Source organism: Uliginosibacterium sp. 31-12 (assembly GCF_030548425.1).
GTDB lineage: Bacteria > Pseudomonadota > Gammaproteobacteria > Burkholderiales > Rhodocyclaceae > Uliginosibacterium > Uliginosibacterium aquaticum.
Genome location: NZ_JAUOOA010000001.1, coordinates 285,713 through 307,636 on the forward strand (window position 1 = coordinate 285,713; position 21,924 = coordinate 307,636).

Sequence of the window (21,924 nt, forward strand, 5' to 3'; positions counted from 1 at the left end):
GATGGAGTTCGCGATTCTTGCCGTGTTGGGCTTGCTGGTGCTGGCCGCCATCTGGCTGGGCTTGCGTTTTGCCGCGCAGGCCACTGCACAGCAGGTGCAAAGTGAGGCGCTGCTGGCACGCGTTGATGTAGCGCTGGGTAATAGCCATCGTGCCATGCTCAACGATTTCGCCGCCGGCCTCGATCGCCTTGGCGATCGCATGATCGGGGCCCATACCGACAGTGCCGAGCGCCAGCGCACGCTGGTGGGCGAGGAGTTGCGTGCGACGCGCGAGGCCATGCAGGCACTGCAGCTTGCCCTGCAAGGACTGGTGACGAAGCAGGGCAGTGAAACGGCGCAGAAGCTTGCTGAACTTGCCAGCACCCTGATCGCGCGGCAGGACCAGCTGAAGACCGAGATGCTGGCTCAGACGCTCGAAAAACTTGCCGAGGCCGCCCGAGCCGACCGCGAGCTGCTGCAGGATGGCTTGCGTAAGGCGTCCTTGCAGCAGGCCGAAACCACTGAAAGCCTGACCCGCAGCATGAACGAGCGTCTCGATGCGATCACCGGTGTGGTCAATCAGCGTCTCGACGAGGGCTTTGCCAAGACCAATGAAACCTTCACCAACGTCATGGCGCGGCTGGCGACCATCGATGAAGCGCAGAAGAAGATTGGTGACTTGACCGTGAATGTGGTGAGCCTGCAGGAGCTACTGGGGGACAAGAAGGCACGTGGCGCATTCGGTGAAGTGCAGCTCGAAGCCCTGGTTCAGAACGCGTTGCCGCCGGATGCCTACGAGTTTCAGTGCCAGCTGGCCTCAGGCGTGCGCGCCGATTGCGTATTGAGACTTCCTGAGCCGACTGGCCGGGTCGCTGTGGACTCCAAGTTTCCGCTCGAAAACTATCACCGCATGTTCGAGCCTGGGCTTGGCGAGATCGAGCGCAAGGCCGCCGAAAGCCTGTTCAAGCAGGACATCAAGCGCCATGTGGACGCGATTGCCAGCAAGTACATCGTGGCGGGAGAAACCTCCGATGGCGCGGTGATGTTTGTGCCGGCTGAAGCGGTGTTTGCCGAAATCCACGCCTACCATCCGGATCTGGTGAGCTACGCGCAGGCCCGCCACGTGTGGATCGTGTCGCCCACCACCTTGATGGCGGTGCTCAATACCGCCCGGGCGGTGCTCAAGGATGTCGAAACGCGCAAGCAGATCCATCTCATCAAGGACGCGCTGGGCAAGCTTTCAAAGGATTTCGGTCTCTTCGATCAGCGCATGAAGAAGCTCGCCGATCACATCCGTCTGGCCCATGAGGATGTGCAGGATGTTCACGTTTCAAGCAAGAAAATTTCCGGCCACTTTCAGAAGATCGAAAAAGTGCAGCTCGATGAAGTCAGTGAGCTGCTGAGCGCACCGGACGATGCTGAGGGCTGAGAAGCTGTTCACGATCTTACTGCGAGGCCGTGATCCGGGCTCATGCGCTGCTCGGAATCCTCATTTATCAACATAAACTCCGGTTCCTGTGCTGCTCTTCACCCTGCTGACAGCCTCTCGCTACAGATCGTGAACAGCTTCTGAGCTCCCTCAGCTCACGCGGGCAAAGCGGGGTTGGTGCTGGCCGTCGATCTCGATGCTTTCGACAAACATCGCATAAGGCCGCACCCACAGCCCTGTTGCGTTGTAGAGCGGGCGATAGACCACTAGCGCTTCCAGACTCTCGCTATGGCGGGCGATCCCGACAACTTCGTATTCACCTCCCTTGTAATGGCGATAGTGGCCGGGTTCCAGGGCGGGCAGGGGAGGCAGGTCGTGGCTCATGGCGGGGCGGGCTCGCAAAAAACGTGATTATCGCCCACGCGTGTGAATCAAAGCTGCGGCAGTACCGGTCGCGAGGCGAGGATGGGCTGGCGGGTGCGTAACTCTTCGCGTGAGCCGTGGCTGCCAGGAGTCGGGGCGGCGGCGGCCAGAATGGCATCCAGCCAGGCTGTGATCGGCTGCCACTCCGGCAGATAGGTTTCGACCTTGTTCGGCGGGAAGTCGAAGATCGATAGGCCTGCTTCGAGGCATTTGCTGTAAGCCTGGGCCATGCGGATCGTACCGATGCAATCGAGCGCCTGTTCGCTGGCCCAGGCCTGCAAGGCTTCTGCCTGACGGGTGCGGCCATCGATGCGCATACCCACGCAGGCGATCTTGCAGCGACCGCTGGCCACGCGCGGGAAGGCGCGCAGCTCGCGGATGCTCTCGGCAGCCGAATTACGGTCGAAGATCCCGGCCGCTGCGGGCAGCAGGATCGCATCGGCATACATGGTGACCTTCATCAGGCCAAAGCCCTGGAAGCCGCCGGGGGTGTCGAGCACTACATGCTTGACACCGGCAGGCGGGCGGGCGAAGTTCTTCTCATCGATCGACCAGCCGTGAATCTTCTTGTAGCGTGGATCGCGCAAGGAGAGCCAGAGGCGCGAGGACTGCAGGCGATCGATATCGCCCAGCATCACTTCCTCACCCAGTGAGGCGAGATAGGCGGCGATATGGGTGGACAGTGTGGACTTGCCCGAGCCTCCCTTGCGGTTAACGACAGCGATCACACTCATGCAGCAGCCTCCGGTAGCGCGCCCGGGCGTCAGGTTCTGCTCGGCAGATGGCCGATAGCCTGCGCAGCAAGAGAGCACGAGCTTCCATTGTAGGAAGCAATCCATTCTGTGCAATAGCCATCAGGCGGGTATTCCGGCCGTATGCGTGCCGATGGCCGGACGTCTCCGCCCCTAGTTTTCCTTGCTGCAGTGCGGAATCTGCTGAAGTGGGCAATCTTGCGCCGCAGCATGTTGTTTCAACGCAGAAAACAGTTTCGTGTTTTCGGAAACACGATGAACGAACCTCAGGCTCTCATTGACAGCGCGAGGTCGCTGCACTAGTTTTCTCCTGCTCGTCTATTACTTTTGTAAGAATTTGTCTTACATCTAAAGTTGTAGCACTGGACGAGGTGGCAGGCCGGAACAGGTCTGCGTCATAAATAAGTTAGGAGACACCATGCAAAGTAAGATCCTGGGCGGAGCCGCCCTTCTGCTGTTGGCTGCCAATGTGCAGGCCGCCAGCGACTATCCCACCGGTTACACCAAGTGCGCACAGAATACCGGCGCCACCTGCACGATGGCGGGTACCCGTTCGGTTGCGCTGGGCAAGTCCGGCAGCTTCGTGTATGCCACCAAGACTGACAGCTTCGCCTGTATTGGTTCGGCTTTCCCGACCAACACCTATACCACTTCCGCATGGTGCTCCTATGGCCCGCTGAGCAGCTCGTCCTCCAGTGCTGCCGTGAGCAGCGCCGCAGCCAGCAGCGTTGCCGCCTCTTCGGCCGCTTCCAGCAGCAAGGCCGCCAGCAGCGCCGCCGCTTCGTCGGCTGCAGTGTCTTCGGCTGCGGCATCCTCGGTAGCCGCTTCGTCCGCCGCTGCGAGCAGCGTTTCGGCTGCAGGTATTGACGCTCGCACCCTGACGGGTGCCAGCACTCCCCTGCAGAACGTCAGCGGCAGCTATACCTATGGCGTGCGCAACTATCTGGCGCCGGCCACGATCGATGGTCTGCACAACCCGACCAACTACAAGGCCGCTCCGGTGCTGCCGACCTGGCAATTCGCCACGGTGGATCCGACTGGCGGGGTGCTGAGCTTCGAGCGTGCCACGGCGCCGCAAAACGGCTGGCATACCTGGTCGCGCAAGGGCAAGGTAGTCGTGACGGGTGGTTCGGCTGCTGCGGCCAACCGTGTCTACACCGTATTCAACGGTCAGCAACTGGTTGCAGCCCTGGCTGAAGCCGGTCTGGAGCCGAAGATCGTGCGCGTGGTGGGCCACATTGATCTGCGCTGGAGTGCCAACAATACGGTGTTCAAGGAATACACCAGCTACATGGATCAGAAGTACGGCGGCTCGATCATGATCCCGTCGAACACCACGCTGGTGGGTATCAACGACGCTCAGGGGCGCACCGCCCGTATCACCGGAACGTCGATCCTGATTGGTGGCGAGCTGGCCAATGGTGCTGCAGATGCTCAGGCCGGTTACAACGCCTGGATCGCCGCCGGCAAGGACAGCGAAGACTATCCGACCTGGACGCGCAACATCATCATCCGCAACCTGCAGATTGATGCGCCCTGGGACGTCAATCCGGAAGATTCGGCCAATGCTTACGCGGACGGCATGACCCTGTCGCGTGCGCAGAACATCTACATCGATCACATCTCGATGGGCGATGGCGATACGCCGGATTCGCTGGCAGGTGACACCCGTCACGATGGACTGCTGGATATCGTGCGTGGTTCCGACTACACGACGGTCACCAATAGCTATTTCTTCAAGCACCACAAGACCACCCTCATCGGCAACGGTGATTCGGGTCGTGCCTGGAGCGATGACGGCCGTCTGCACGTCACCCTGTCCAACAACTTCTACGATCGCCTGGAATCGCGCTTGCCCTTGAACCGTTATGGCCAGGTGCATATGTTCAACAACTACATCTATGGCCGTACCGATAGCTCTGTGCCGGCTGACCTGAAGTTTGGCAGTGGTGTGGATCCGCGCTACAAGTCGAACATGCTGGTCGAGAACATGTATTTCGAGATCACGGCATTGGCGACTGACAGCTTCTGCAAGAAGGGTATTGATGGCGGTAACGGAACAAATCCGATCGGTTTTCGTTCCTCTGGTCACCTGATGCTGACCGACAAGGGTGGCAACACCACCCCGGTGGCTTGGGATGGTCAGTGTGGCTATGCCGTGCCGACCGGCGCCAATGTGTGGACCCCGCCTTACGCTTACACGCTGCAAACCGCCGCAGCGGCCAAGGCTTCGGTGATCAGCAACGCAGGTGCTGGCAAACTGAAGTAAGTTTTACCCTCGGGCCGGTCGCAACAGGCCGGTTCGATGCAATCCTGATGAGGCCCGTCACGCAAGTGGCGGGCCTTGTCCGTTAACCCTCAGGGAGGGCCTACTTGCGGCGTCTGCGGATCACCCGGGCGCGCAGGGGCAGGGTGAAAATGAAGCTGGCGCCCTGTTCCGGATCGGCTTCAGCCCAGATCTGTCCGCCGTGACGCTCGATGATGCGGCGTACCGAGGCCAGTCCGATGCCGGTGCCGCCGAAGCCCTGGTTGCCGTGCAATTGTTGAAAGGGCTGGAACAGGCGTTTGGCATGGGCCATATCGAAGCCGATACCGTTGTCGGCGAGCGTAAAGCGAATGAACTCCGCTTCTTCTTCGGCCGTGAAGCTGATTACGGCCGGGCGTCTGCCGCGGGTAAATTTCCAGGCATTGCCGATCAGGTTGGTGAGCGCGTTGCGCAGCAAGGCTTCATCACCCTCCACATGCAGGTTGGCCTGGGCCTGGAAAAGCACCTGGCGTTCCGGGCTGGCGAGGCGCAACTCCTCCACGATGTCGCTGGCGATCAGGGTCAGGTCGAGTTCCTCGATCACCAGAGGGGCACGTGAAACGTTGGCCAGGGCTAGCAGTTCGTCGATCAACTCGCCCATGCGAACGCTGGCGCGGCAGATGCGATCCAGATAGTCGCGTCCCTGATCATCGAGGCGTTCGCTGAAGTCCTCGCGCAGGGCGTGTGCAAAGCCATTGATGGCGCGTAGCGGCGCGCGCAGGTCGTGGGAAATCGAATAGCTGAAGGCGATCATTTCGCGGTTGGATTGCTCCAGTTCAGCTGTTCGCCGGCTGACTCGCTCTTCGAGAGAGGCGTTGATGCGACCGAGACTGGCACGCGCCGAGCGATGGCGCTGTGAGTCGGCGTAAATCAGCCAGGTGAGCAAGCCGAGCAGGCCGATCAGTGCGCCGGCTCCCGTCAGCAGGCGGCGCTTCATGGCGGTAAAGCCAGCCCTTGCCACGGCGGTAGGGCGGGCGGCCTCCACGATCAATGGGTAACGGCTCAGCCAGCGGAAGACGCCGACCTGGCTCTCGCCATCTATTTCGTAAGTGGTGCCGAAGGCCTTGTCCGGGCGCTGGCCGTTGGCTTGGCTGGCCAACAGGCGGCGGAAGTCCGGCATTGGGGCGTCAGTTTCTACAGGCATGCTGGTCAGCAGGCGGGTGTCTCCATCGAGCAGACTGGCCTGGTCTGAGTCCGTCAGGCGGATGGCACGGAAGTACTGCTCTAAGGTGGTCACCTCCAGCAGCGCCACGCCGTAGCCTTGCAGTTCGCCCTGTGCGCCACGCTGTATACGTTCCACCGGCAGGTAGCGCAAACCATCTGCCCCTACGATAGCGGTGTGGATGAGGAGCCCCTGCTGAGGCTGACGGCGGAAAAGTTCCACCGACGGCAGAGGGCTGGAGAGGGTGGTGGCCAGCATGTTCTGCTGCACGCCCATGATTTCCTGCCCTTTTGCCGACCAGATGGAGAGGCGAGCAATGTGTGGGGCTTGCAGCAATTCCTGGCGGGCTAGCTCGCGCAGGTTTTCCGTGTTTGCCGATAGGGCTTTGGCTTGCATGCGGCCAAGGCTGCGCAGGGCACGATCGGCATCTGCCAGATCATGCTCGAGCATTTCGGCGAGCGAGTGAGCGAGGCTGGAGAGTTCAGTTTCCTGGACTTTTTGCTGGCGCACCCAGTCCTGTGTAATCAAGGCCCAGGTGCCTGCGAGGATCAGAACTACCAGCAACAGATAGATCCCGAGGAAGGACCATGCCGATCGCGCCAGCAGATCACCGGCTAGCGGCTCAGCCTGGCTGCTTTCCGGTAGAGCGGGGGGAGGGGCCAAGTGGATGCTCCGCAAAGCGGGGGCTTGAAATTCGGAACCGGCGCCCCTATCTCTCCGAATGCTAACAAATGCATTACCGGAGGATAAAGAGCATGACTGAACGGGCAGCATCCACCACCGAAAAACGTGGTTTCCAGGCTGAAGTGAAGCAACTGCTTCACCTGATGATTCACTCCCTCTATTCCAATCGCGAGATTTTCCTGCGCGAGCTGGTTTCCAACGCTTCGGATGCCTGCGACAAGCTGCGTTTCGAGGCGCTGGACAACGCTGCGCTGTTCGAGAGCGATTCCGAACTGAAGATCCGCGTGCGCTTTGACAAGGCCTCGCGCACCATCACGATTTCGGATAATGGTATCGGCATGAGCCGTGAGGAGGCGATCAACCATCTAGGTACCATCGCCAAGTCTGGTACCAAGGAGTTCTTCTCCAAGCTCTCTGGTGACAAGCAGAAGGACGCCAACCTGATCGGCCAGTTCGGCGTGGGCTTCTACTCGGCTTTCATTGTGGCCGACAAGGTCACCGTGCTGACTCGCCGTGCCGGCGATGCGGCGGATGCCGGCGTGAAGTGGGAATGCTCGATGGCCGGTGACGAAGCCGGCGAATACTCGGTTGAGTCCTATACCAAGGCGCTGCGCGGCACCGACATCATCCTGCATCTGCGCGAAGGCGAAGACGATCTGCTCTCCGGCTGGAAGCTTCGCTCGATCATCCGCAAGTATTCGGATCACATCGTGCAGCCGATCCTGATGCAGAAGGAAGAGTGGAATCAGGAGAAGGCCGAGAACGTGGTGTCCGACGAAGAGGAGACCATCAACCAGGCCAACGCGCTGTGGACCCGCTCCAAGAATGATGTGTCGGACGACGATTACAAGGCTTTCTACAAGCATGTGTCGCACGACTTTGAAGACCCGATGGCCTGGAGTCATGCCAAGGTCGAGGGGCGTCACGAGTACACCCAGCTGCTGTATGTGCCCAAGCGTGCACCGTTTGACCTGTGGGATCGCAATCCGCGCCATGGCCTGAAGCTCTATGTGCGTCGCGTCTTCATCATGGACGACGCCGAAAAGCTGTTGCCGCACTACCTGCGCTTCGTGCGCGGCGTGGTGGATTCGGCGGATCTGCCGCTCAATGTGTCGCGCGAAATTCTGCAGGAGAGCAAGGACGTCGACACTATCCGCGGCGGTTGCACGAAGAAGGTGCTGGGCCTGCTGGAAGACATCGCCGAGAACCGCAAGGATGACTACGTCGACTTCTGGCGTGAGTTCGGCCGTGTGCTCAAGGAAGGTCTGGGCGAGGATTCTGCCAACAAGGACAAACTTGCCGGCCTGATGCGCTTTGCCTCCACGCATACCGACACGGCGGATGAAGGCGTCTCGCTGAAGGACTACATTGGCCGCATGAAGGAAGGCCAGGAGAAGATCTACTACGTCACCGCCGAGAGTTTCAACGCGGCCAAGAACAGCCCGCACCTCGAAGTCTTCCGCAAGAAGGGCATCGAAGTGCTGCTGCTCTCCGACCGTATCGACGAGTGGGCGATCAGCTACCTGACCGAGTTCGATGGCAAGCAGATCGTATCGGTAGCCAAGGGCGGCCTCGATCTGGGTGCGCTTGAGGATGAGGCTGAGAAGAAGAAGGTCGAAGAGCAGGCTGAAGAGTTCAAGCCGCTGCTGGAAAAGGTGAAAACCTCGCTGGGTGAGCGCGTGAAGGAAGTGCGCGTGACGCATCGCTTGACCGACAGCCCGGCCTGCCTGGTGGTGGATGAGAACGAGATGGGTGCGAATCTCGCGCGCTTGCTCAAGGCTGCCGGCCAGAACGTGCCGACCTCGGCGCCGATTCTGGAGATCAACCCGGAGCACCCGGTGGTGGCGCGCCTGAAGAGCGAAGACGGCAAATTCGATGACTGGGCCGCCGTGCTCTTCGATCAGGCTTTACTGGCCGAAGGCGGCACGCTGGATGATCCGGCCACCTTCATCCGCCGCATGAACCAGCTGATGTTGGACATGGCTAAATAGTATGAGGAGGTCCCTTCGCTGGGACTGCCAGAAATGAAACGGGCCGCCTTGTGCGGCCCGTTTCATTTCTGCTGATGCGCTGTGGTGGATTTCACGGGCAAGGGTTTTCTCCAGTGGTCAGGCGTCGTTTTGCAATGCAGCATTTGCACACCAGAACATTCGCCGCGTAAGTGGCGCACAAGCAGGCTACGGTCTGACAATGGAGAGAAGCATGAACCACGACAACGCACACGCACAGCACACGGAAGCCCTTGCCAGCAGTGAAATCGAACTGGAAAGGCAAGCCTATCTGGAGGAGTTGCAGATTGACAGCCTGCAGTTTGGGGTGGGGCGTGGTCTGGAGCCTGTGAAGCAGGCCTGAGAAGCTGTTAACGATCTGTAGCGAGAGACTGTCCGCAGGGCATCACCGGAGTGTATGTGGATACATGGGGATCCCGAGCAGCGCATGAGTCCTGATCATGGCCTCGCGGTCAGGTCGTAAACTGCTTCTGAGGCAGAGATGCTCAGCCGAAGCGCAGCTTCATGATCAGGATGAACAGGGCCAGCAGCAAGGTGATGGCGTTGGCCACGATTACTGGCCAGGACAGGATGGCGATGCCATAGACCAGCCAGAGTGCCACGCCGGTCACGAAGATGCTGTACATGCCCAGTGACACCCCGTGTGCCGAGCGGGTCCGCCAGGTCAGCCAGGCTTGTGGTACGAAAGCCAGGGTGGTGCAGAAGGCAGCAAGGAAGCCGATCAGTTCAGTCATGGCGCGGCGGGTGCAGGGCGGCAGGCGAGGGCACGAGTGTATCAGGCTCTCCCGGAGCCCCTTGAAGCGCTCAGCGCAGGCGGCTCTGGGCCGGCAGGTGATGGGCAAGGAAATCCATCTGGTCGGCGAGGATGCTGCGGTTCGAGAGGATCAGGTACTCGGCCTTGTTCGGTACATAAGGCGCGTAGAGCAACATCATCCGCGCCTGCTCGGGGGTGTGGCCGCCCTTGCGTTGATTGCAGCTGCGGCAAGCTGTCACCACATTCATCCAGCTGTCTGCGCCGCCTTGTGAAACCGGTTTGACGTGGTCCCGCGTCAGGCGGGCAGACTGCAGCTCCTGCCCGCAATAGGCGCAGACGTGGCGATCGCGATTGAATAGTTCGCGATTGGATAGCGGTGGCACCTGGCGCAGGGTGCGGTTTGAGAGTGCCCGCCCCTTGATGGCGATGATGCTGTTGGCGGTGATGATCGAGCGCACGCCGGTTTGGCGCGAGATGCCGCCGTGAAAGGTGAAACAGGCATCCCCGGCATCCCAGGCCACCATATTGCGCGCGTAGTAGAACAGGGCGTGCTGCCAGCTTACCCAGCGATGGGGTTGCCCCTGGGTATCCAGCGTGAGGATCAGGGGGCAGCGTTCGCGGGATAGGACACGGACTTCAGGGCGATGCTCGGGCGGACGCATGGAACGCTCCAGAGAATGAAACCTGCATGTTCCTCGGGACTACTCTTCCTACACGCTAACCGCCTTGGCCCGATTAAGCAATCCTTCCTCGCCGCGCGAGTGGCAGCGCCTGTGTCTGGGTGGCCTCGCAGCTTCATTGGTGCTGCACCTGTTGGTGCTGGATCTCTGGCGCGGCATGGGCGTCTCAGGTGAACGCCTGCGGGAGCCTGTTAAGGCGAAGCTGAGTCTGTATGTCGCGCCGCTTCTTCCTCCCCGCCCAGTGCAAGCTGAAGTGGTCCAGCGGATCGAACCAGCATTGATGCCCGGTAGTGAAGTGCGTGTTCCTGATACCAGACATGGGCCGGCCGCGCTTACTGTGGCGCCTGCTGTACCGTCTGAGTCGCTAAGTGTAGTGTCGCCAGAACCAAAGGTCGCCCTACGCACCCTGAGTATGGCGGAAGCCAGAGTGGCTTACCGCCTGGCGTTGCTTATGGCAGACGATGAGCCCTGGCCCGCACTGTCAGAGGCTGGAGTCTTGCTGGAGTTGGCACTGGCCGCGGATGGGCGTCCTGAAGCAGTGCGTCTTCTGCGTGCAAGTGGTGACACGCAGATGGATCAGGCCTGGCTTCGACGCCTGCAGAGCGCTGCCCGTCGCGCAGAACTGCCGGCAGCCCTGCAGGGCAAGGCTTTTGTGCTGGAGCTTGAGTTCCTGCCCTGAAACCCGCCGGGCGTTTTAAGCGCTTGCCGTATTGGCCTGAGTGATGGGCAGGTACATCTCTACGCGCAGGCCACCCTGTTCGCGATTGCTGGCGATGACCCGCCCGCCGTGGGCTTCGATGATCTGCCGGGTAATTGCCAGACCAAGCCCGTAGCCGTCGTTGCTGCGGGCGTCTCCGAGGCGGACAAAGGGATCAAAGATGGTTTCCAGGGCTGACTGGGGCACTCCAGGGCCGCAATCTTCCACCGTGACGCAGAGCTCTTCACCGTGGTTTTCTACGCCGACGCTGAGCGCGCTTGCCGGCGTGGTGTAGCGGATCGCGTTGCGCAGCACGTTCTCGATGGCCCGGTGGAGCAGATCTGCCCGCCCCTTCACTAGACCCTGTGCGTCGCCTCCCAGCGCTACATGGCATTTCTTCGCTTCGGCCTCAAAACGGGCGTCTTCTACCAGCTCACCCAGCAGTTCGGGCAAGTCCACCGTGTCGTCGAGCTGACCACAAGCGCCTGCTTCAAGTCGCGACAGCGTCAGCAATTCCTCGACGAGGTGATCAATGCGGCCGGCTTCGCGCTCCAGCCTAGCCATGCTTTCCGGGGTTTTGTCCGGCTGCTGGCGGGCTAGATCGATGGCGAGCTGCATACGTGCGAGCGGCGAACGCACTTCGTGGGAAACGTCGTGCAGAAGCCGGCGCTGGTTGTGGACGAGCATCTTGAGTTGGGCCGCCGTGCGGTCGAACTCTTCGCCCAGATCTGAAAGCTCATCCTGCCAGTGCAGCTTGTTGCGGGCCAGGCGAATGTCGAAATTGCCACCGGCCACGTCCTTGAAAGCCTTGCTCAGGCCAACGATGGGGCGAGAGAGATGGCGCGCCAGCAAGGCCGCGAAGAGCAGGCTGGCGATCAGGCCGATGACTGCGGGTTGCCAGGGCAGGCCACGTGGCCCTCCGGGGCGTGGTCCAGGCGGGAAGGGGCGCTGGAATTCCTGTGTGTTAGTGCTTGTGCCCGGGGGGCGAGGTTGCGGTCCGCCGGGGGCGAAGGCTGGGGGCGGCCCCTCTGGCCGGGCGCTGCCCGGCACGCTTGCCATATTCGGAGACTGATTCTGACGCGCCGCATGCTCAAGCCAGAACAGGAAGCCCACGCCCCAGCCCGTGAGCAGCTGGGCGAGGAAAATCGCCAGAAACAGTTTCCAGAACAGGCGCCCCATGTCAGCTCCGAATGAACTGATAACCCTGACGGAAGATGGTCTGGATGACCGAGCGGCCGTCTTCCTGTGGGCCCAGTTTTTCACGGATCTTCGACAGGTGCACCTCGATGCTGCGGTCGAATTTCTGCAAGGGCCGTCCCAGCCCTTGTTCGGACAGCAACTGCTTGGAAACGGTGTGGCCGGCATGGCGGGCCAGCACTTCGAGCAGATTGAACTCGGTGCTGGTCAGCTCGAGAGCCTGATTGCGCCATTGGGCACGGCGCTGGTCTGGCCACATGATGAGCTCGCCAGCGCTGACCGGCAGGCTGTCCGGCTCTTCCTGGGTGCCTGTGCGGCGCAGGATGGCGCGGATACGCGCGGTGATTTCGCGGGCCGTGCATGGTTTGGGGACATAGTCATCCGCGCCTTGTTCCAGGCCGACAATGCGGTCGATGTCATCGCCCTTGGCGGTAAGCATCAGTACCGGCATACGGCTTTGCTTTCGGATGCGGTTGAGCACTTCGATGCCAGACAGGCGCGGCAACATGATGTCCAGCACCGTGATCGCGAAATCGCCGCCAAGTGCTTTCTGCAGGCCGGCCTCGCCGTCGTTCGCGGTTTCCACGCTGAAACCTTCCTGCAGCAGGTATTCCTTCATCATTTCGACGAGTTCCTGATCGTCGTCCACCAGTAGTACCCGGCTCATCGCAAACCTTCTGAATCAATCATTTGATGAACTCATGATAGCGAATGCGGCGTCAGCCGCCTGTTGGTTTGCTATAGCTTTTAATCATTTTTACGAAGCCAGAAGGCCGATTGCCAGAGAGGCTTATGACACCGTTTTTAGTGTTTTTACGGCTGCTTGAGGGGGCTTAACAGTGGTAACGCCGAGAATGCTTTCCATGCCGCCAGCCATGGCAGCCCCGTTAAACCTCTACAAGGAGTCTGTCATGTCTGCAGTCAAAAACCTCTGGCGTAGCCTGATGCTGGCCAGTCTGTGCACTGCCCCGGCTGCCTTTGCCGAAATGCCGTCGATGCGTGCGCCGCACGAAGCCTTCATGCCTGGTATGGGGGGGGGCGCCTTGCCACCGCGTGCTGCATTAGAGCAACTCGATCTGAGTGAGGCTCAGCAAGACAAGTTGTTTCAGCTTCATCACCAGCAGGCACCGGCCATCCATGCCCAGCGCAAGGCCGAGCGCAAGGCGCATGAGGCCTTGCAAGCCTTGATCGGTACGGCCGAGTTCACGGCCGCAAAGGCCCGCGAACTTGCGCAGGCTGAAGCTCAGGCTCGCGCCGAACTGGTTTTACTGCAGGCCCAGGCAGAACATCAGTTCTTGAGCCTGCTGAGCCCTGAGCAGCGCAAGGCGCTCGATTCAGGCAGGGCGCGTGAGCCGGGCAGGCCAGGCGAAGGCCCGCGTGGCGGTGGCAATCAGCCGCCAGCCCCGCGCGACGAAAGGCGCTGAAATTTTCCTGAGCCTCTTCCGGGCGGCTGATGTGTTTCATGCAGGCCCGGGATAGTCTTTTTGGCAAGCTCAGCCCCCACAACTCCTCCCGGTGGGAACTCCCTGTCTTGTCACTTGAGCCATTCCTGCGTTCTGCGTCGGAGTGGCTTTTTTTTCGTCGGCAGTCCTTGCCGGTTACGGCGGGAGCCTGTTCTAAAAGACTGACTGCGCCGGCCGTGCGGATATTGCCGTCCCTCTGGAGAGCGGCAGAAGCTGCCGCCTGAGGCCGGTGCGAAGTGAGGAAGCGGGCCTGAAAGCAGCGCACGAAGCTGTTTTCTTGATGAGTTTTTAACTGGATTAACGCCGTTCGCTAAAAAAATTGCACGTTGCTGGCCGATAACTTGCCATGGGGAAGGCATGTTCACGCCCGTTTTGCGATGGGCTGGGCTGCGCGGCCGGCGTTTGTCGGTCATCTCTTTTGAAGACGCAAGGAGCACATCATGATCAGTGGTCTTGGCAGCAGCATCAGTTCGATGGCCAGCAGCCTGTTTGCGCGGCTGGACACCAAGAGTCAGGGTTATATCGAGAAAACCGACCTGCAATCGGCGTTCGAGCAGATTTCCGGTGCGAGTGATGCCGATGAAATTTTCTCGGCGCTGGATGGCGACAGCGATGGCAAGCTTACCGAGAGTGAGCTGACCTCAAGTCTGACCAAGCTGGCCGAGGAGCTTGATAACCAGTTCAATGCAATGCGCATGAGTGGTGCCATGGCCGGCATGGGTGGGCCTGGTGCAGCGGGCGGGATGCCACCGCCGCCTCCACCGCAAGATGATGAAGGCTTTACGCAGGATGAGCTGGGCGCTCAGCTGGAGGAGATCGGCAGCACCGATAGCAAGCGCTCCAGCCTGATTTCGAGCATCGTTGAAAACTTCGATCAGGCCGATGCCGATGGCAACGGCAAGGTGAGTCATAGTGAAGCAATGGCTTTCGAGCAGGAGAGCGGGACGGGCGGCAGCGACTCGACTCAGGCGAGCAGTAATAACGAGTTTGCCGTGATGTTGCGCATGATGCAGCTGGCGCAGGCTTATGGCGCTTTCGGTCAGAGCACGGAAACAGCTAGTGTCTCCGAGGTGGCTTGAGGCCGTTCAGCCTGGCAGGACACAAGAAAAGGCCGGAAGCCTGCCAGGACTTCCGGCCTTTATTCATGGGTAGAGGGTTTAGCGCCCGAGCTGGAAGTGGCTGACCGAGCCCAGCATGTCGCGTGCGATGTCCTGCAGGTTGCGCGCAGCGTTGCCGGTACTGGCGGTGCTGGAGTTGAGCTCTTCGGCGTGTACCGCAACTTGTTCAATCCGGTTGGCTACGTCCGTCGAAGCAGTGGCCTGTTCGCGCAGACCGTGGGAAATTTCTTCCACCAGATCCGCTACTTTGCTGGCCAGCTGACGAATTTCATCGACCGAGCTGCCAGCCTGACCGACCAGTTCTTCGCCGGTATCCACCGAGCCGACGCCGCTTTCAATGCCGGTTACCGCTTCGCGTGTGGAGCGCTGGATATTGGCGATCATCTGGGTGATTTCGGACGTGGAAGCCGCGGTGCGCTCTGAGAGCTTGCGTACTTCATCGGCCACCACTGCGAAACCGCGCCCCTGTTCGCCGGCACGGGCGGCTTCGATTGCTGCGTTGAGCGCGAGCAGATTGGTCTGATCAGCAATGTCCTTGATCACGGTGACAATGTTGGAAATTTTGTCAGACTCGGCTTCGAGGACTTCGATTTTCTGGGACGCGTCGCGCACTATGTGGGCGATGCGCTGGATTTCGCTGACGACCTGATTGAGTTTGCTTGAACTGGCAATCGCTTGCTGGTCGGCCGCACTGGCGAGCTTGCTGGCGTCGTCAGTGCTACGCGAGACGTGGGCGATCGAGACAGTCAGTTCTTCCACGTTTGCGGCAATGGCTGACGCGGCTTCGCTTTGCGTACTGCTGCTCAGCTCGGTTTGCTGAGCGGCTTCCGCCAGTTGCTGGGACGCATGCGAGACGCCCTCGGCCTGCTCGCGCATCCGGTTGACCATGCCGTGCAAGGCGCCGCGCATTTCCTCCATGGTGCTGAGCAGCTTGCCCATCTCATCACATCCGCGCGCTTCGATGCGGATACCAAGGTCTCCGCCAGCGATGCGCCGGGCGATGCTGACCAGGGATTCCAGAACATGCGAGACCCGCTGGGCGAACCACCATGAAAAAGCAATGGCAATCAGGGTGGCGAGAATGAGCGCGCCCCAGGCCAGACTACGTGCCTGGGTGGCCTCGCGAATGGATTCTTCACCCTGTTTCTGGCCGGCTTCGAGGACCATGGCGCTGAGGGCATCGGTCTTGTCACGCAAGGCATTGGCCTTGGCGACCCATTCCTTGCGGCGCAGGTTCTGGGCAGCCTCTTCATCACCTGCCTTGATCTTGGCGACGCCTTCCTCGACGACTTTCTTGTATTCACCGGCGCCCGCCCGCACTTCGTCGAGCAGTGCTTTCTCTTCGGTGCTGTTCGCGAAGGCCGCATGCGCTTCAATGGTTTTCTGTACTTCACCATCCAGTTGCTGAAGGGATTGTTCCAGCTTGGCGCGCTCCTCCGGAGTCCCGGGCAGCATGTATTCGAGACTGCGCACGCGATAGCGCAAACGCATTTCGCTGATTTTGCCGGCAGATTTCATCGCAGGTACCGAGGTATTAGCAAAGTACGCGACGTCTTCGCCAAGGCCACCGATACGGAAGGCGCAGAAGAGCAGAGCTGCGATTAGGAGGCCGCTGCTGATGACAAAGTTGACTACAAGCTTGTTGCGGAACTGAAGATTTTCAAACCAGCGCATGATGGCTCTCCGTTTCGGGCGTAGCCCGCCGTAACAAGCGGGTTCTTACGCGCTTTACGGCAGAGAGCAGTTCTGGCTTGAGGCCCCATCAGGGCAGGTGGGCTGTGCCGGGCAAAAGCGTTTCTTCTCGTTGGGTGAAGTTGCCGCGGCGGCGATCCTCGAAAAAATTTCGCAAACTCAGGCTGATCGAGCGGAAGGCGATCTCATCCCAGGGAATCTCTTGTTCTGAGAAGAGGCGGGTTTCCAGCGATTCCTCACCCGGGTGGAAACCGGTATCCAGCAGGCGGGCACGGTAAATGACGTGGACCTGATTGATATGTGGAATGTTGACGAGGGTGTACAGGCCTTGCAGTTCGATATTGGCGCAAGCTTCCTCAAAGGTTTCGCGGCAGGCTGCTTCGGCGAGGGTTTCGTCGGCCTCCATGAAGCCCGCAGGCAAGGTCCAGAATCCGAGGCGTGGCTCGATGGCACGGCGGCACAGCAGGACCTTGTCTTCCCACACTGGCAGACTGCCAACAACGAGCTTGGGGTTAAGGTAGTGTACTTGGCCGCACGACGGACACACTTGGCGTGGACGGTGATCGCCGGGCGGAATCTCGGTATTGACCTTGCTGCCGCAAGTGCTGCAATGGATGATGGGAATGTTCATGGCGGGGACTCGATGAATGCGTTCCGGATAGCCGGCCGGCGGAATACCCTGATTGTAACTGTTCGCTAGATCTACAATTTTCAGCTTGTAGCTAAAAAAGCGGGTCGCATGACTAAACGCCGTGATATTCACGATGCCTGGAATGAAATGGTGCTGGCCTGGAAAATGGTCTGGCAGGCGAGTCACGACCTCGAATTCTGGGCAGCCTTCATGCTCCATTGTGATCGCTTGCACGGTCTCGCACGCGAACAGGGTCTGGTCGAACTGGAGGTCGCCTTGCGTCCTTTGCTTGGGATGCTGGCTGGACTGGCAGATCCTGGAGAGGCGCAGAAATCCCAGGCCGACTTGCTCTTGCCCAACGTATTTGCTGCCGTGCGCGATGCTTGCAGCCTGACGCCGCGTCGTAAGCAGAGTGATCTGACGATTGGCGAAAACGAAGGTCTGCCACTGGTGGTCGTGTTGACCCCCGAAGTGGAGAGCATGGCCGAGTTGCTCCTGCAGATGGAGAACTACGGTTACAGTTTCCGGGTGTTTTCCGATTTCATGGGTGGCATGCAGTTCGCGCTGGCGCAGCGGGCGGTGACGGTATTGATCGATCTGCCGGCGTTGGTTGATCTGCAGACCCGGGCCCTGATCCGCCAGGCCAATCAGGCTGGCCTGAAGTGGTTTGCAATGTCGCAGCAAGGGGATTTTCACTTGCGTTTGCAGGCGGTGCGGCTGGAAGCCCAGGGCTTTTTTCAGTTGCCCCTCACGGTCAGCACGCTCGTGGATGCACTTGATCCGCTAGCCTACCCGGCGCGCGAAGAGCCCTACCGGGTCATGATTCTGGATGACTCTGCCACCGTGCTGGCTTCGGTAAAGAAGGCGCTGGAGCCGATGCCTAACCTCAGCTTGCGGGCGATTCGCGAGCCCGACCGGGTGCTCGAGACGCTGCTGGATTTTTCGCCGGATGTGCTGCTGCTGGACTTTCACATGCAGGACTGTACCGGTCTTGAAGTGGCAAAAATCATTCGTCAGAACAAGGCTTTTGAATCCATTCCGATCGTTTATCTGACCAGCGAAACGAGTGTCGAAATCCAGCTCGAAGCGATGCGCCATGGCGGTGATGACTTTCTCACCAAGCCGATCAGTCAGGCCCAGCTCGTGAATACCGTGATGGCCAAGGCTGAGCGCTATCGCAGCCTGCGCAAGATGATGGTGGAAGATAGTCTTACCGGCCTGTTCAATCATGTGAAGACCAAGGCCCTGCTGCAGCAGGCGCTGCTTCAGGGCGAGCGTCAGGCGCTGCCGGTGTGCTACGCGATTCTTGATATCGATCATTTCAAGCGCGTGAACGACAGCTACGGTCATGCCGTGGGTGACCGCGTGCTGCGGACTCTCGCGCGCTACCTCAAGCAGCGCCTGCGCCGCTCTGACGTGGTGGGGCGCTACGGCGGCGAAGAGTTTGCCATCGTGTTCTTCGACGCCACTCTGGAGCAGGCGGAAGAGCGTCTGAACAGCATCCGTGAGGGGTTTTCGCGGATTTATCACGCCTATGACGAGGGCATTTTTTCGGTGACTTTCAGCGCGGGTCTTGCGCATTTTCCGGCCTATACCCATCTGATGGAGCTGATGGTGGCAGCCGATACTGCACTGTATGCAGCCAAACGGGCAGGGCGTAACCGGGTCGGGCGGGCCCCTGCGGGCTAACGGGATTCTGCGGTCAAGCTTCGGCGCATTCTGTCGTTAACCGGATCGATTGCTTGCGCTGGCCATGAGTGGCCGGCTTCAACCCGGTTTGCAGGACTCCGACTTTTCATGGCTCCCCCGATCGACGTTTCCCGTTTCGAACAACTCAAGGCTTCTGGCGATCTGCCCTCACCCAAGGGCGTTGCCCTGGCCGTGATGCGCATGACGCAGCTGGATGAGTGTTCGATGGCGGAGCTTGCCCAGCTCATCCGCACCGACCCCGCTTTTGTCGGCCGCCTTATCAAGGCTGCTAATGGTGTGATCGGCTATGGTCGTCGTCCGGTCGTGTCCGTGCAGGATGCCCTGACCGTGCTGGGTATGCCGGCCGTCCGCAATATGGCTCTGGGCTTCTCGTTGCTCAACAACCACCGCAGCGGTGCTTGCGAGGGGTTCGACTACGGCCGCTACTGGTCGACTTCCTTGCTTTCCGCAGTGGCCCTGCAGGCGGTTACCTTGCGCACCCGGGTTGCCGCGCCGGATGAAACCTATTGCCTGGGTTTGCTGGCAAGGGTCGGCGAGCTGGCGCTGGCGACACTCTATCCGCACGACTATGCCGTCATCTGCCACGATGCGGGGGGCGACATCGCCCGCCTGCTGGCGCTTGAATCGCGCAGTTTTGCCATGACTAATGCGGAGCTTGGTGCCGCCATGCTGGCGGACTGGGGCTTGCCGCGTCTGTTTACGGATGCAGCCTTTTGTGTGGCCTCCGGCCTTGAGAGTTCGCATCCGGAAGGCTCGCGTGACGCGACCCTGAGCCTCTCGTTGAGTCTTGCGCGCCAGATGAGTGTCCTGTGCATGGCGCCCGAGGCTGAGCGTCCGGCCATGATGCAGAGCCTCAAGATGGCTGGTTCGCGCTTGTCCTTTGATGAGGAGGCCGTTGCTGTACTGGCGGATGGCGTGGTGGCTGAGTGGGTGGAGTGGGGCGCTTTGCTCCATGTGCATGCGGAGCAACTGCCGCCCTTCGAGCGCCTGTTGCGTCCGCCGAGCCCTCCGCTCTCTGTTGCGGTTGAAGCCACAACCTCTCCTGACGGGACATCGCCAGTGTCGCGTGCTCTGCGGGTGCTGCTGGTGGATGCGGTGGATGAGGTGCGTCAGGAGTTGCGTCAGGTTCTGCTGGAAGCAGGTTATGAGGTGGCTGAAGCCCGCGACGGTTTTTCGGCGACCGAGCTAGCGCTCGATTTTTGTCCCGACATGATGCTCCTTGGCTGGCAGATGCCTGATGTAAGCGCTACCGAGCTGCTGCTTACCTTGCGCAAGACGCGCATCGGGCGCGGTATTTATGTGCTCGTGATGGGCGATTGCAACAACGAGGAAATGGCGCTGGAGGCTTTTGATGCCGGCGCCGACGACATGCTGGCCAAGCCTGTGGCACATCGTCTGTTGCTGGCTCGGCTGAGCGCTGGCAAGCGCCTTTCGTCCCTACATGGTGAGATCGAACAGGATCGCGAGGAAATCCGTCATTTTGCGGCTGAGCTGGCGGTGAGTAATCGCCGCCTGCAGGAGGTCGCGCTGACTGATGCGCTGACTGGCTTCCCCAATCGCCGTTTTTTCAGCGAGCGCCTGGTGCAGGAGTGGGCTGCCTCGTTGCGCAGCAAGCGTCCGCTGGCCTGCATCATGCTGGACGTGGATCACTTCAAGCAGATCAATGACACCTATGGTCACGACGCTGGCGACTCGGCCCTGCGCCAGGTGGCGGTAGCGATTCGCAGCGCGGTGCGCACTCATGATCTGGTTGCGCGCATGGGTGGTGATGAGTTCGTGGTCCTCTGTCCGGACTCCAGTATTGAAGCGGCCATGGTGTGTGCTGAGCGGGTACGTCGTGCTGTAGATGAGGCGCAGCTTTCCTCCGGTCTGTTGCATCTGAAGCTGAGCGTGAGTGCCGGGGTGTCCTGTCGGGATGCTGCCATTCCCGATGCCGAGAGTCTGCTCAAGCGAGCAGATCAAGGCCTTTACATGGCCAAGCAGGCTGGCCGGAACCGGGTGGCTGCGCCGCAGTTGCGCCCAGCAGGCAGCGGTATGGCCTGAATGCTGGAAAACCGCCTGTGGCGGGCCGCCGTTTGCGGGCTGGAAAAAATTTCACAGGCTGCCCTAAAGTTCTGCCTGGCCCAGTCGTAAACCCGAACACTAAGGCCGTAAAGTCACTTCGATCTGCCCTTCCGTACCCGTCTGCGCTTGGCATGTAGGTAGCATTCCTACATGCCTGCTGTCGTCTATTGCTACAGCATTTTCCGACGCTGCCTGATTGGTTGTCGCCCCCTTGCGGGCCACAATGCAATCCCATAGAGCCCGAAAACAGGGCTTCTTCAAAACGCAGTGGAGGTGATCATGAAAATGGACGTGAGCAGCGAAATCCGGGAACTCAATCTTTCCTATCTGATGCTGTCCCAGCAGCTGATCCAGGCTGATCGTGCGGGCGCAATGTTCAAGCTCGGCATCGGTGAAGATGTTGCCGACATTATCCAGAACCTTTCTCCGGCGCAAATTCTGCGTATGGCCTCCAGCGATATGCTGCTGTGCCGCTTCCGTTTTGACGACACTCTGTTGCTGAATCTGCTTGGCAATCATGGCCGCGAGAATGCAGCTGCGCGCATTCACGCCACCATTCTGGCCACCACCAAGCCGGTCGAACATCTGGCCTGAGGGCTTGGGAGACTGTCATGCGGATGAAAAGTTTGGTTCAGGATGCGCAGGAAACCCAGCTCGCGATCGAGATGATCGAGCTGGGCGCCCGCATGCAGATGCTGGAGTCGGAAACCGGCCTGTCGCGTGAGCGACTGCTCAAGCTCTATAAGGAGATCCGAGGCGAATCACCGCCCAAGGGCATGCTGCCCTTCTCCACGGACTGGTTCATTCCATGGCAGCAAAACGTGCACGCCTCTCTTTACATGTCACTGCGCGGCTTCGTGACCCAAAACACCGGTCTGCAAGGCCTGGCAGCCACGCTGCAGGCTTTCCGCATGTATCGCGAACAGGTCGAGGCCAACGATCTTGAACAGGTGCTGAGCCTGACCCGGGCCTGGACTTTGGTGCGCTTCTTCGAAGCCAAGATGTTGCAGCAAAGCCGTTGTACGAAGTGTGGCGGCAGCTTTGTCGCTCATGCGTTTGACCCGACTCACGATTATGTCTGTGGCCTGTGTCATGTCCCGGCCCGTGCAGGCAAGGGTAAGCGCCCGATGCGCGACACGCGCAGCGCCGTCGCCTGAGAATTAATCCTCCTCTCT

The 21,924-nt window shown here is 60.2% G+C and carries 20 protein-coding genes; 11 read left to right on the forward strand and 9 right to left on the reverse strand.

Annotation, left to right across the window (positions count from 1 at the left end):
* Position 1: 1 nt before the first annotated feature.
* Positions 2–1,408 carry a DNA recombination protein RmuC gene (locus tag Q3Y64_RS01290; protein ID WP_303559595.1) on the forward strand — a complete coding sequence of 469 codons (1,407 nt, stop codon included), beginning with the start codon at positions 2–4 and terminating at the stop codon, positions 1,406–1,408.
* Between the two features lie 150 nt (positions 1,409–1,558).
* Here Q3Y64_RS01290 and Q3Y64_RS01295 read toward each other — a convergent pair whose 3' ends face one another.
* Positions 1,559–1,792: a DUF1653 domain-containing protein gene (locus Q3Y64_RS01295; protein WP_303559597.1), complete on the reverse strand. Its 234-nt coding sequence runs from the start codon at positions 1,790–1,792 to the stop codon at positions 1,559–1,561.
* A gap of 47 nt (positions 1,793–1,839) precedes the next feature.
* Positions 1,840–2,565, reverse strand: a complete 726-nt coding sequence (locus Q3Y64_RS01300; RefSeq protein ID WP_158239217.1) for a ParA family protein — start codon at positions 2,563–2,565, stop codon at positions 1,840–1,842.
* Between the two features lie 436 nt (positions 2,566–3,001).
* Between Q3Y64_RS01300 and Q3Y64_RS01305 the strand changes: the two genes are divergently transcribed.
* Entirely contained in the window at positions 3,002–4,852 is a 1,851-nt protein-coding gene (locus tag Q3Y64_RS01305; protein WP_254048225.1) for a polysaccharide lyase family 1 protein, read from the forward strand.
* Positions 4,853–4,952: 100 nt separating this feature from the next.
* Here Q3Y64_RS01305 and Q3Y64_RS01310 read toward each other — a convergent pair whose 3' ends face one another.
* Complete coding sequence (locus Q3Y64_RS01310) at positions 4,953–6,713, reverse strand: ATP-binding protein (protein ID WP_158239218.1); 1,761 nt, start codon at positions 6,711–6,713, stop codon at positions 4,953–4,955.
* A 92-nt stretch (positions 6,714–6,805) separates the two neighbouring features.
* Between Q3Y64_RS01310 and htpG the strand changes: the two genes are divergently transcribed.
* On the forward strand, positions 6,806–8,725 hold the full coding sequence (gene htpG / locus Q3Y64_RS01315; protein ID WP_303559604.1) for a molecular chaperone HtpG: 1,920 nt from the start codon (positions 6,806–6,808) through the stop codon (positions 8,723–8,725).
* Between the two features lie 211 nt (positions 8,726–8,936).
* The gene (locus tag Q3Y64_RS01320; RefSeq protein ID WP_158239219.1) at positions 8,937–9,086 is read left to right on the forward strand and encodes a hypothetical protein; all 150 of its coding nucleotides are present in this window, start codon (positions 8,937–8,939) and stop codon (positions 9,084–9,086) included.
* A 142-nt stretch (positions 9,087–9,228) separates the two neighbouring features.
* On the opposite strand, the gene Q3Y64_RS01325 is transcribed toward Q3Y64_RS01320, so the two are convergent.
* Entirely contained in the window at positions 9,229–9,477 is a 249-nt protein-coding gene (locus Q3Y64_RS01325; protein ID WP_101942485.1) for a SemiSWEET transporter, read from the reverse strand.
* A 70-nt stretch (positions 9,478–9,547) separates the two neighbouring features.
* Positions 9,548–10,159 carry an HNH endonuclease gene (locus Q3Y64_RS01330; RefSeq protein WP_303559607.1) on the reverse strand — a complete coding sequence of 204 codons (612 nt, stop codon included), beginning with the start codon at positions 10,157–10,159 and terminating at the stop codon, positions 9,548–9,550.
* A gap of 469 nt (positions 10,160–10,628) precedes the next feature.
* On the opposite strand from Q3Y64_RS01330, the gene Q3Y64_RS01335 reads away from it, so the two are divergent.
* The gene (locus tag Q3Y64_RS01335) at positions 10,629–10,856 is read left to right on the forward strand and encodes an energy transducer TonB (RefSeq protein ID WP_303559608.1); all 228 of its coding nucleotides are present in this window, start codon (positions 10,629–10,631) and stop codon (positions 10,854–10,856) included.
* Between the two features lie 15 nt (positions 10,857–10,871).
* On the opposite strand, the gene Q3Y64_RS01340 is transcribed toward Q3Y64_RS01335, so the two are convergent.
* Both Q3Y64_RS01340 and Q3Y64_RS01345 read right to left on the reverse strand, forming a co-directional pair.
* Positions 10,872–12,053 (reverse strand): ATP-binding protein, encoded by a 1,182-nt coding sequence (locus Q3Y64_RS01340; RefSeq protein WP_303559611.1) that lies wholly within the window; start codon positions 12,051–12,053, stop codon positions 10,872–10,874.
* A 1-nt stretch (position 12,054) separates the two neighbouring features.
* Positions 12,055–12,738, reverse strand: a complete 684-nt coding sequence (locus tag Q3Y64_RS01345; protein WP_101942489.1) for a response regulator transcription factor — start codon at positions 12,736–12,738, stop codon at positions 12,055–12,057.
* A gap of 244 nt (positions 12,739–12,982) precedes the next feature.
* On the opposite strand from Q3Y64_RS01345, the gene Q3Y64_RS01350 reads away from it, so the two are divergent.
* Entirely contained in the window at positions 12,983–13,495 is a 513-nt protein-coding gene (locus tag Q3Y64_RS01350; RefSeq protein ID WP_303559614.1) for a Spy/CpxP family protein refolding chaperone, read from the forward strand.
* 479 nt (positions 13,496–13,974) lie between these two features.
* On the forward strand, positions 13,975–14,613 hold the full coding sequence (locus Q3Y64_RS01355; RefSeq protein ID WP_303559616.1) for an EF-hand domain-containing protein: 639 nt from the start codon (positions 13,975–13,977) through the stop codon (positions 14,611–14,613).
* A 78-nt stretch (positions 14,614–14,691) separates the two neighbouring features.
* On the opposite strand, the gene Q3Y64_RS01360 is transcribed toward Q3Y64_RS01355, so the two are convergent.
* Together Q3Y64_RS01360 and Q3Y64_RS01365 are read right to left on the reverse strand one after the other, a co-directional pair.
* Positions 14,692–16,326 carry a methyl-accepting chemotaxis protein gene (locus tag Q3Y64_RS01360; protein WP_303559618.1) on the reverse strand — a complete coding sequence of 545 codons (1,635 nt, stop codon included), beginning with the start codon at positions 16,324–16,326 and terminating at the stop codon, positions 14,692–14,694.
* An 88-nt stretch (positions 16,327–16,414) separates the two neighbouring features.
* On the reverse strand, positions 16,415–16,963 hold the full coding sequence (locus Q3Y64_RS01365; RefSeq protein ID WP_303560366.1) for an NUDIX hydrolase: 549 nt from the start codon (positions 16,961–16,963) through the stop codon (positions 16,415–16,417).
* Between the two features lie 120 nt (positions 16,964–17,083).
* Between Q3Y64_RS01365 and Q3Y64_RS01370 the strand changes: the two genes are divergently transcribed.
* From Q3Y64_RS01370 to flhC, 4 genes are all read left to right on the forward strand, one after another.
* Complete coding sequence (locus tag Q3Y64_RS01370; protein WP_101942494.1) at positions 17,084–18,664, forward strand: diguanylate cyclase; 1,581 nt, start codon at positions 17,084–17,086, stop codon at positions 18,662–18,664.
* 108 nt (positions 18,665–18,772) lie between these two features.
* Positions 18,773–20,728 carry a diguanylate cyclase gene (locus Q3Y64_RS01375; protein ID WP_303559621.1) on the forward strand — a complete coding sequence of 652 codons (1,956 nt, stop codon included), beginning with the start codon at positions 18,773–18,775 and terminating at the stop codon, positions 20,726–20,728.
* 300 nt (positions 20,729–21,028) lie between these two features.
* A complete protein-coding gene (gene flhD / locus Q3Y64_RS01380) occupies positions 21,029–21,343 on the forward strand; it encodes a flagellar transcriptional regulator FlhD (protein WP_101942776.1) in 315 nt (104 codons plus the stop codon).
* 17 nt (positions 21,344–21,360) lie between these two features.
* The gene (flhC, locus tag Q3Y64_RS01385; protein ID WP_101942496.1) at positions 21,361–21,906 is read left to right on the forward strand and encodes a flagellar transcriptional regulator FlhC; all 546 of its coding nucleotides are present in this window, start codon (positions 21,361–21,363) and stop codon (positions 21,904–21,906) included.
* Positions 21,907–21,924: the final 18 nt, after the last annotated feature.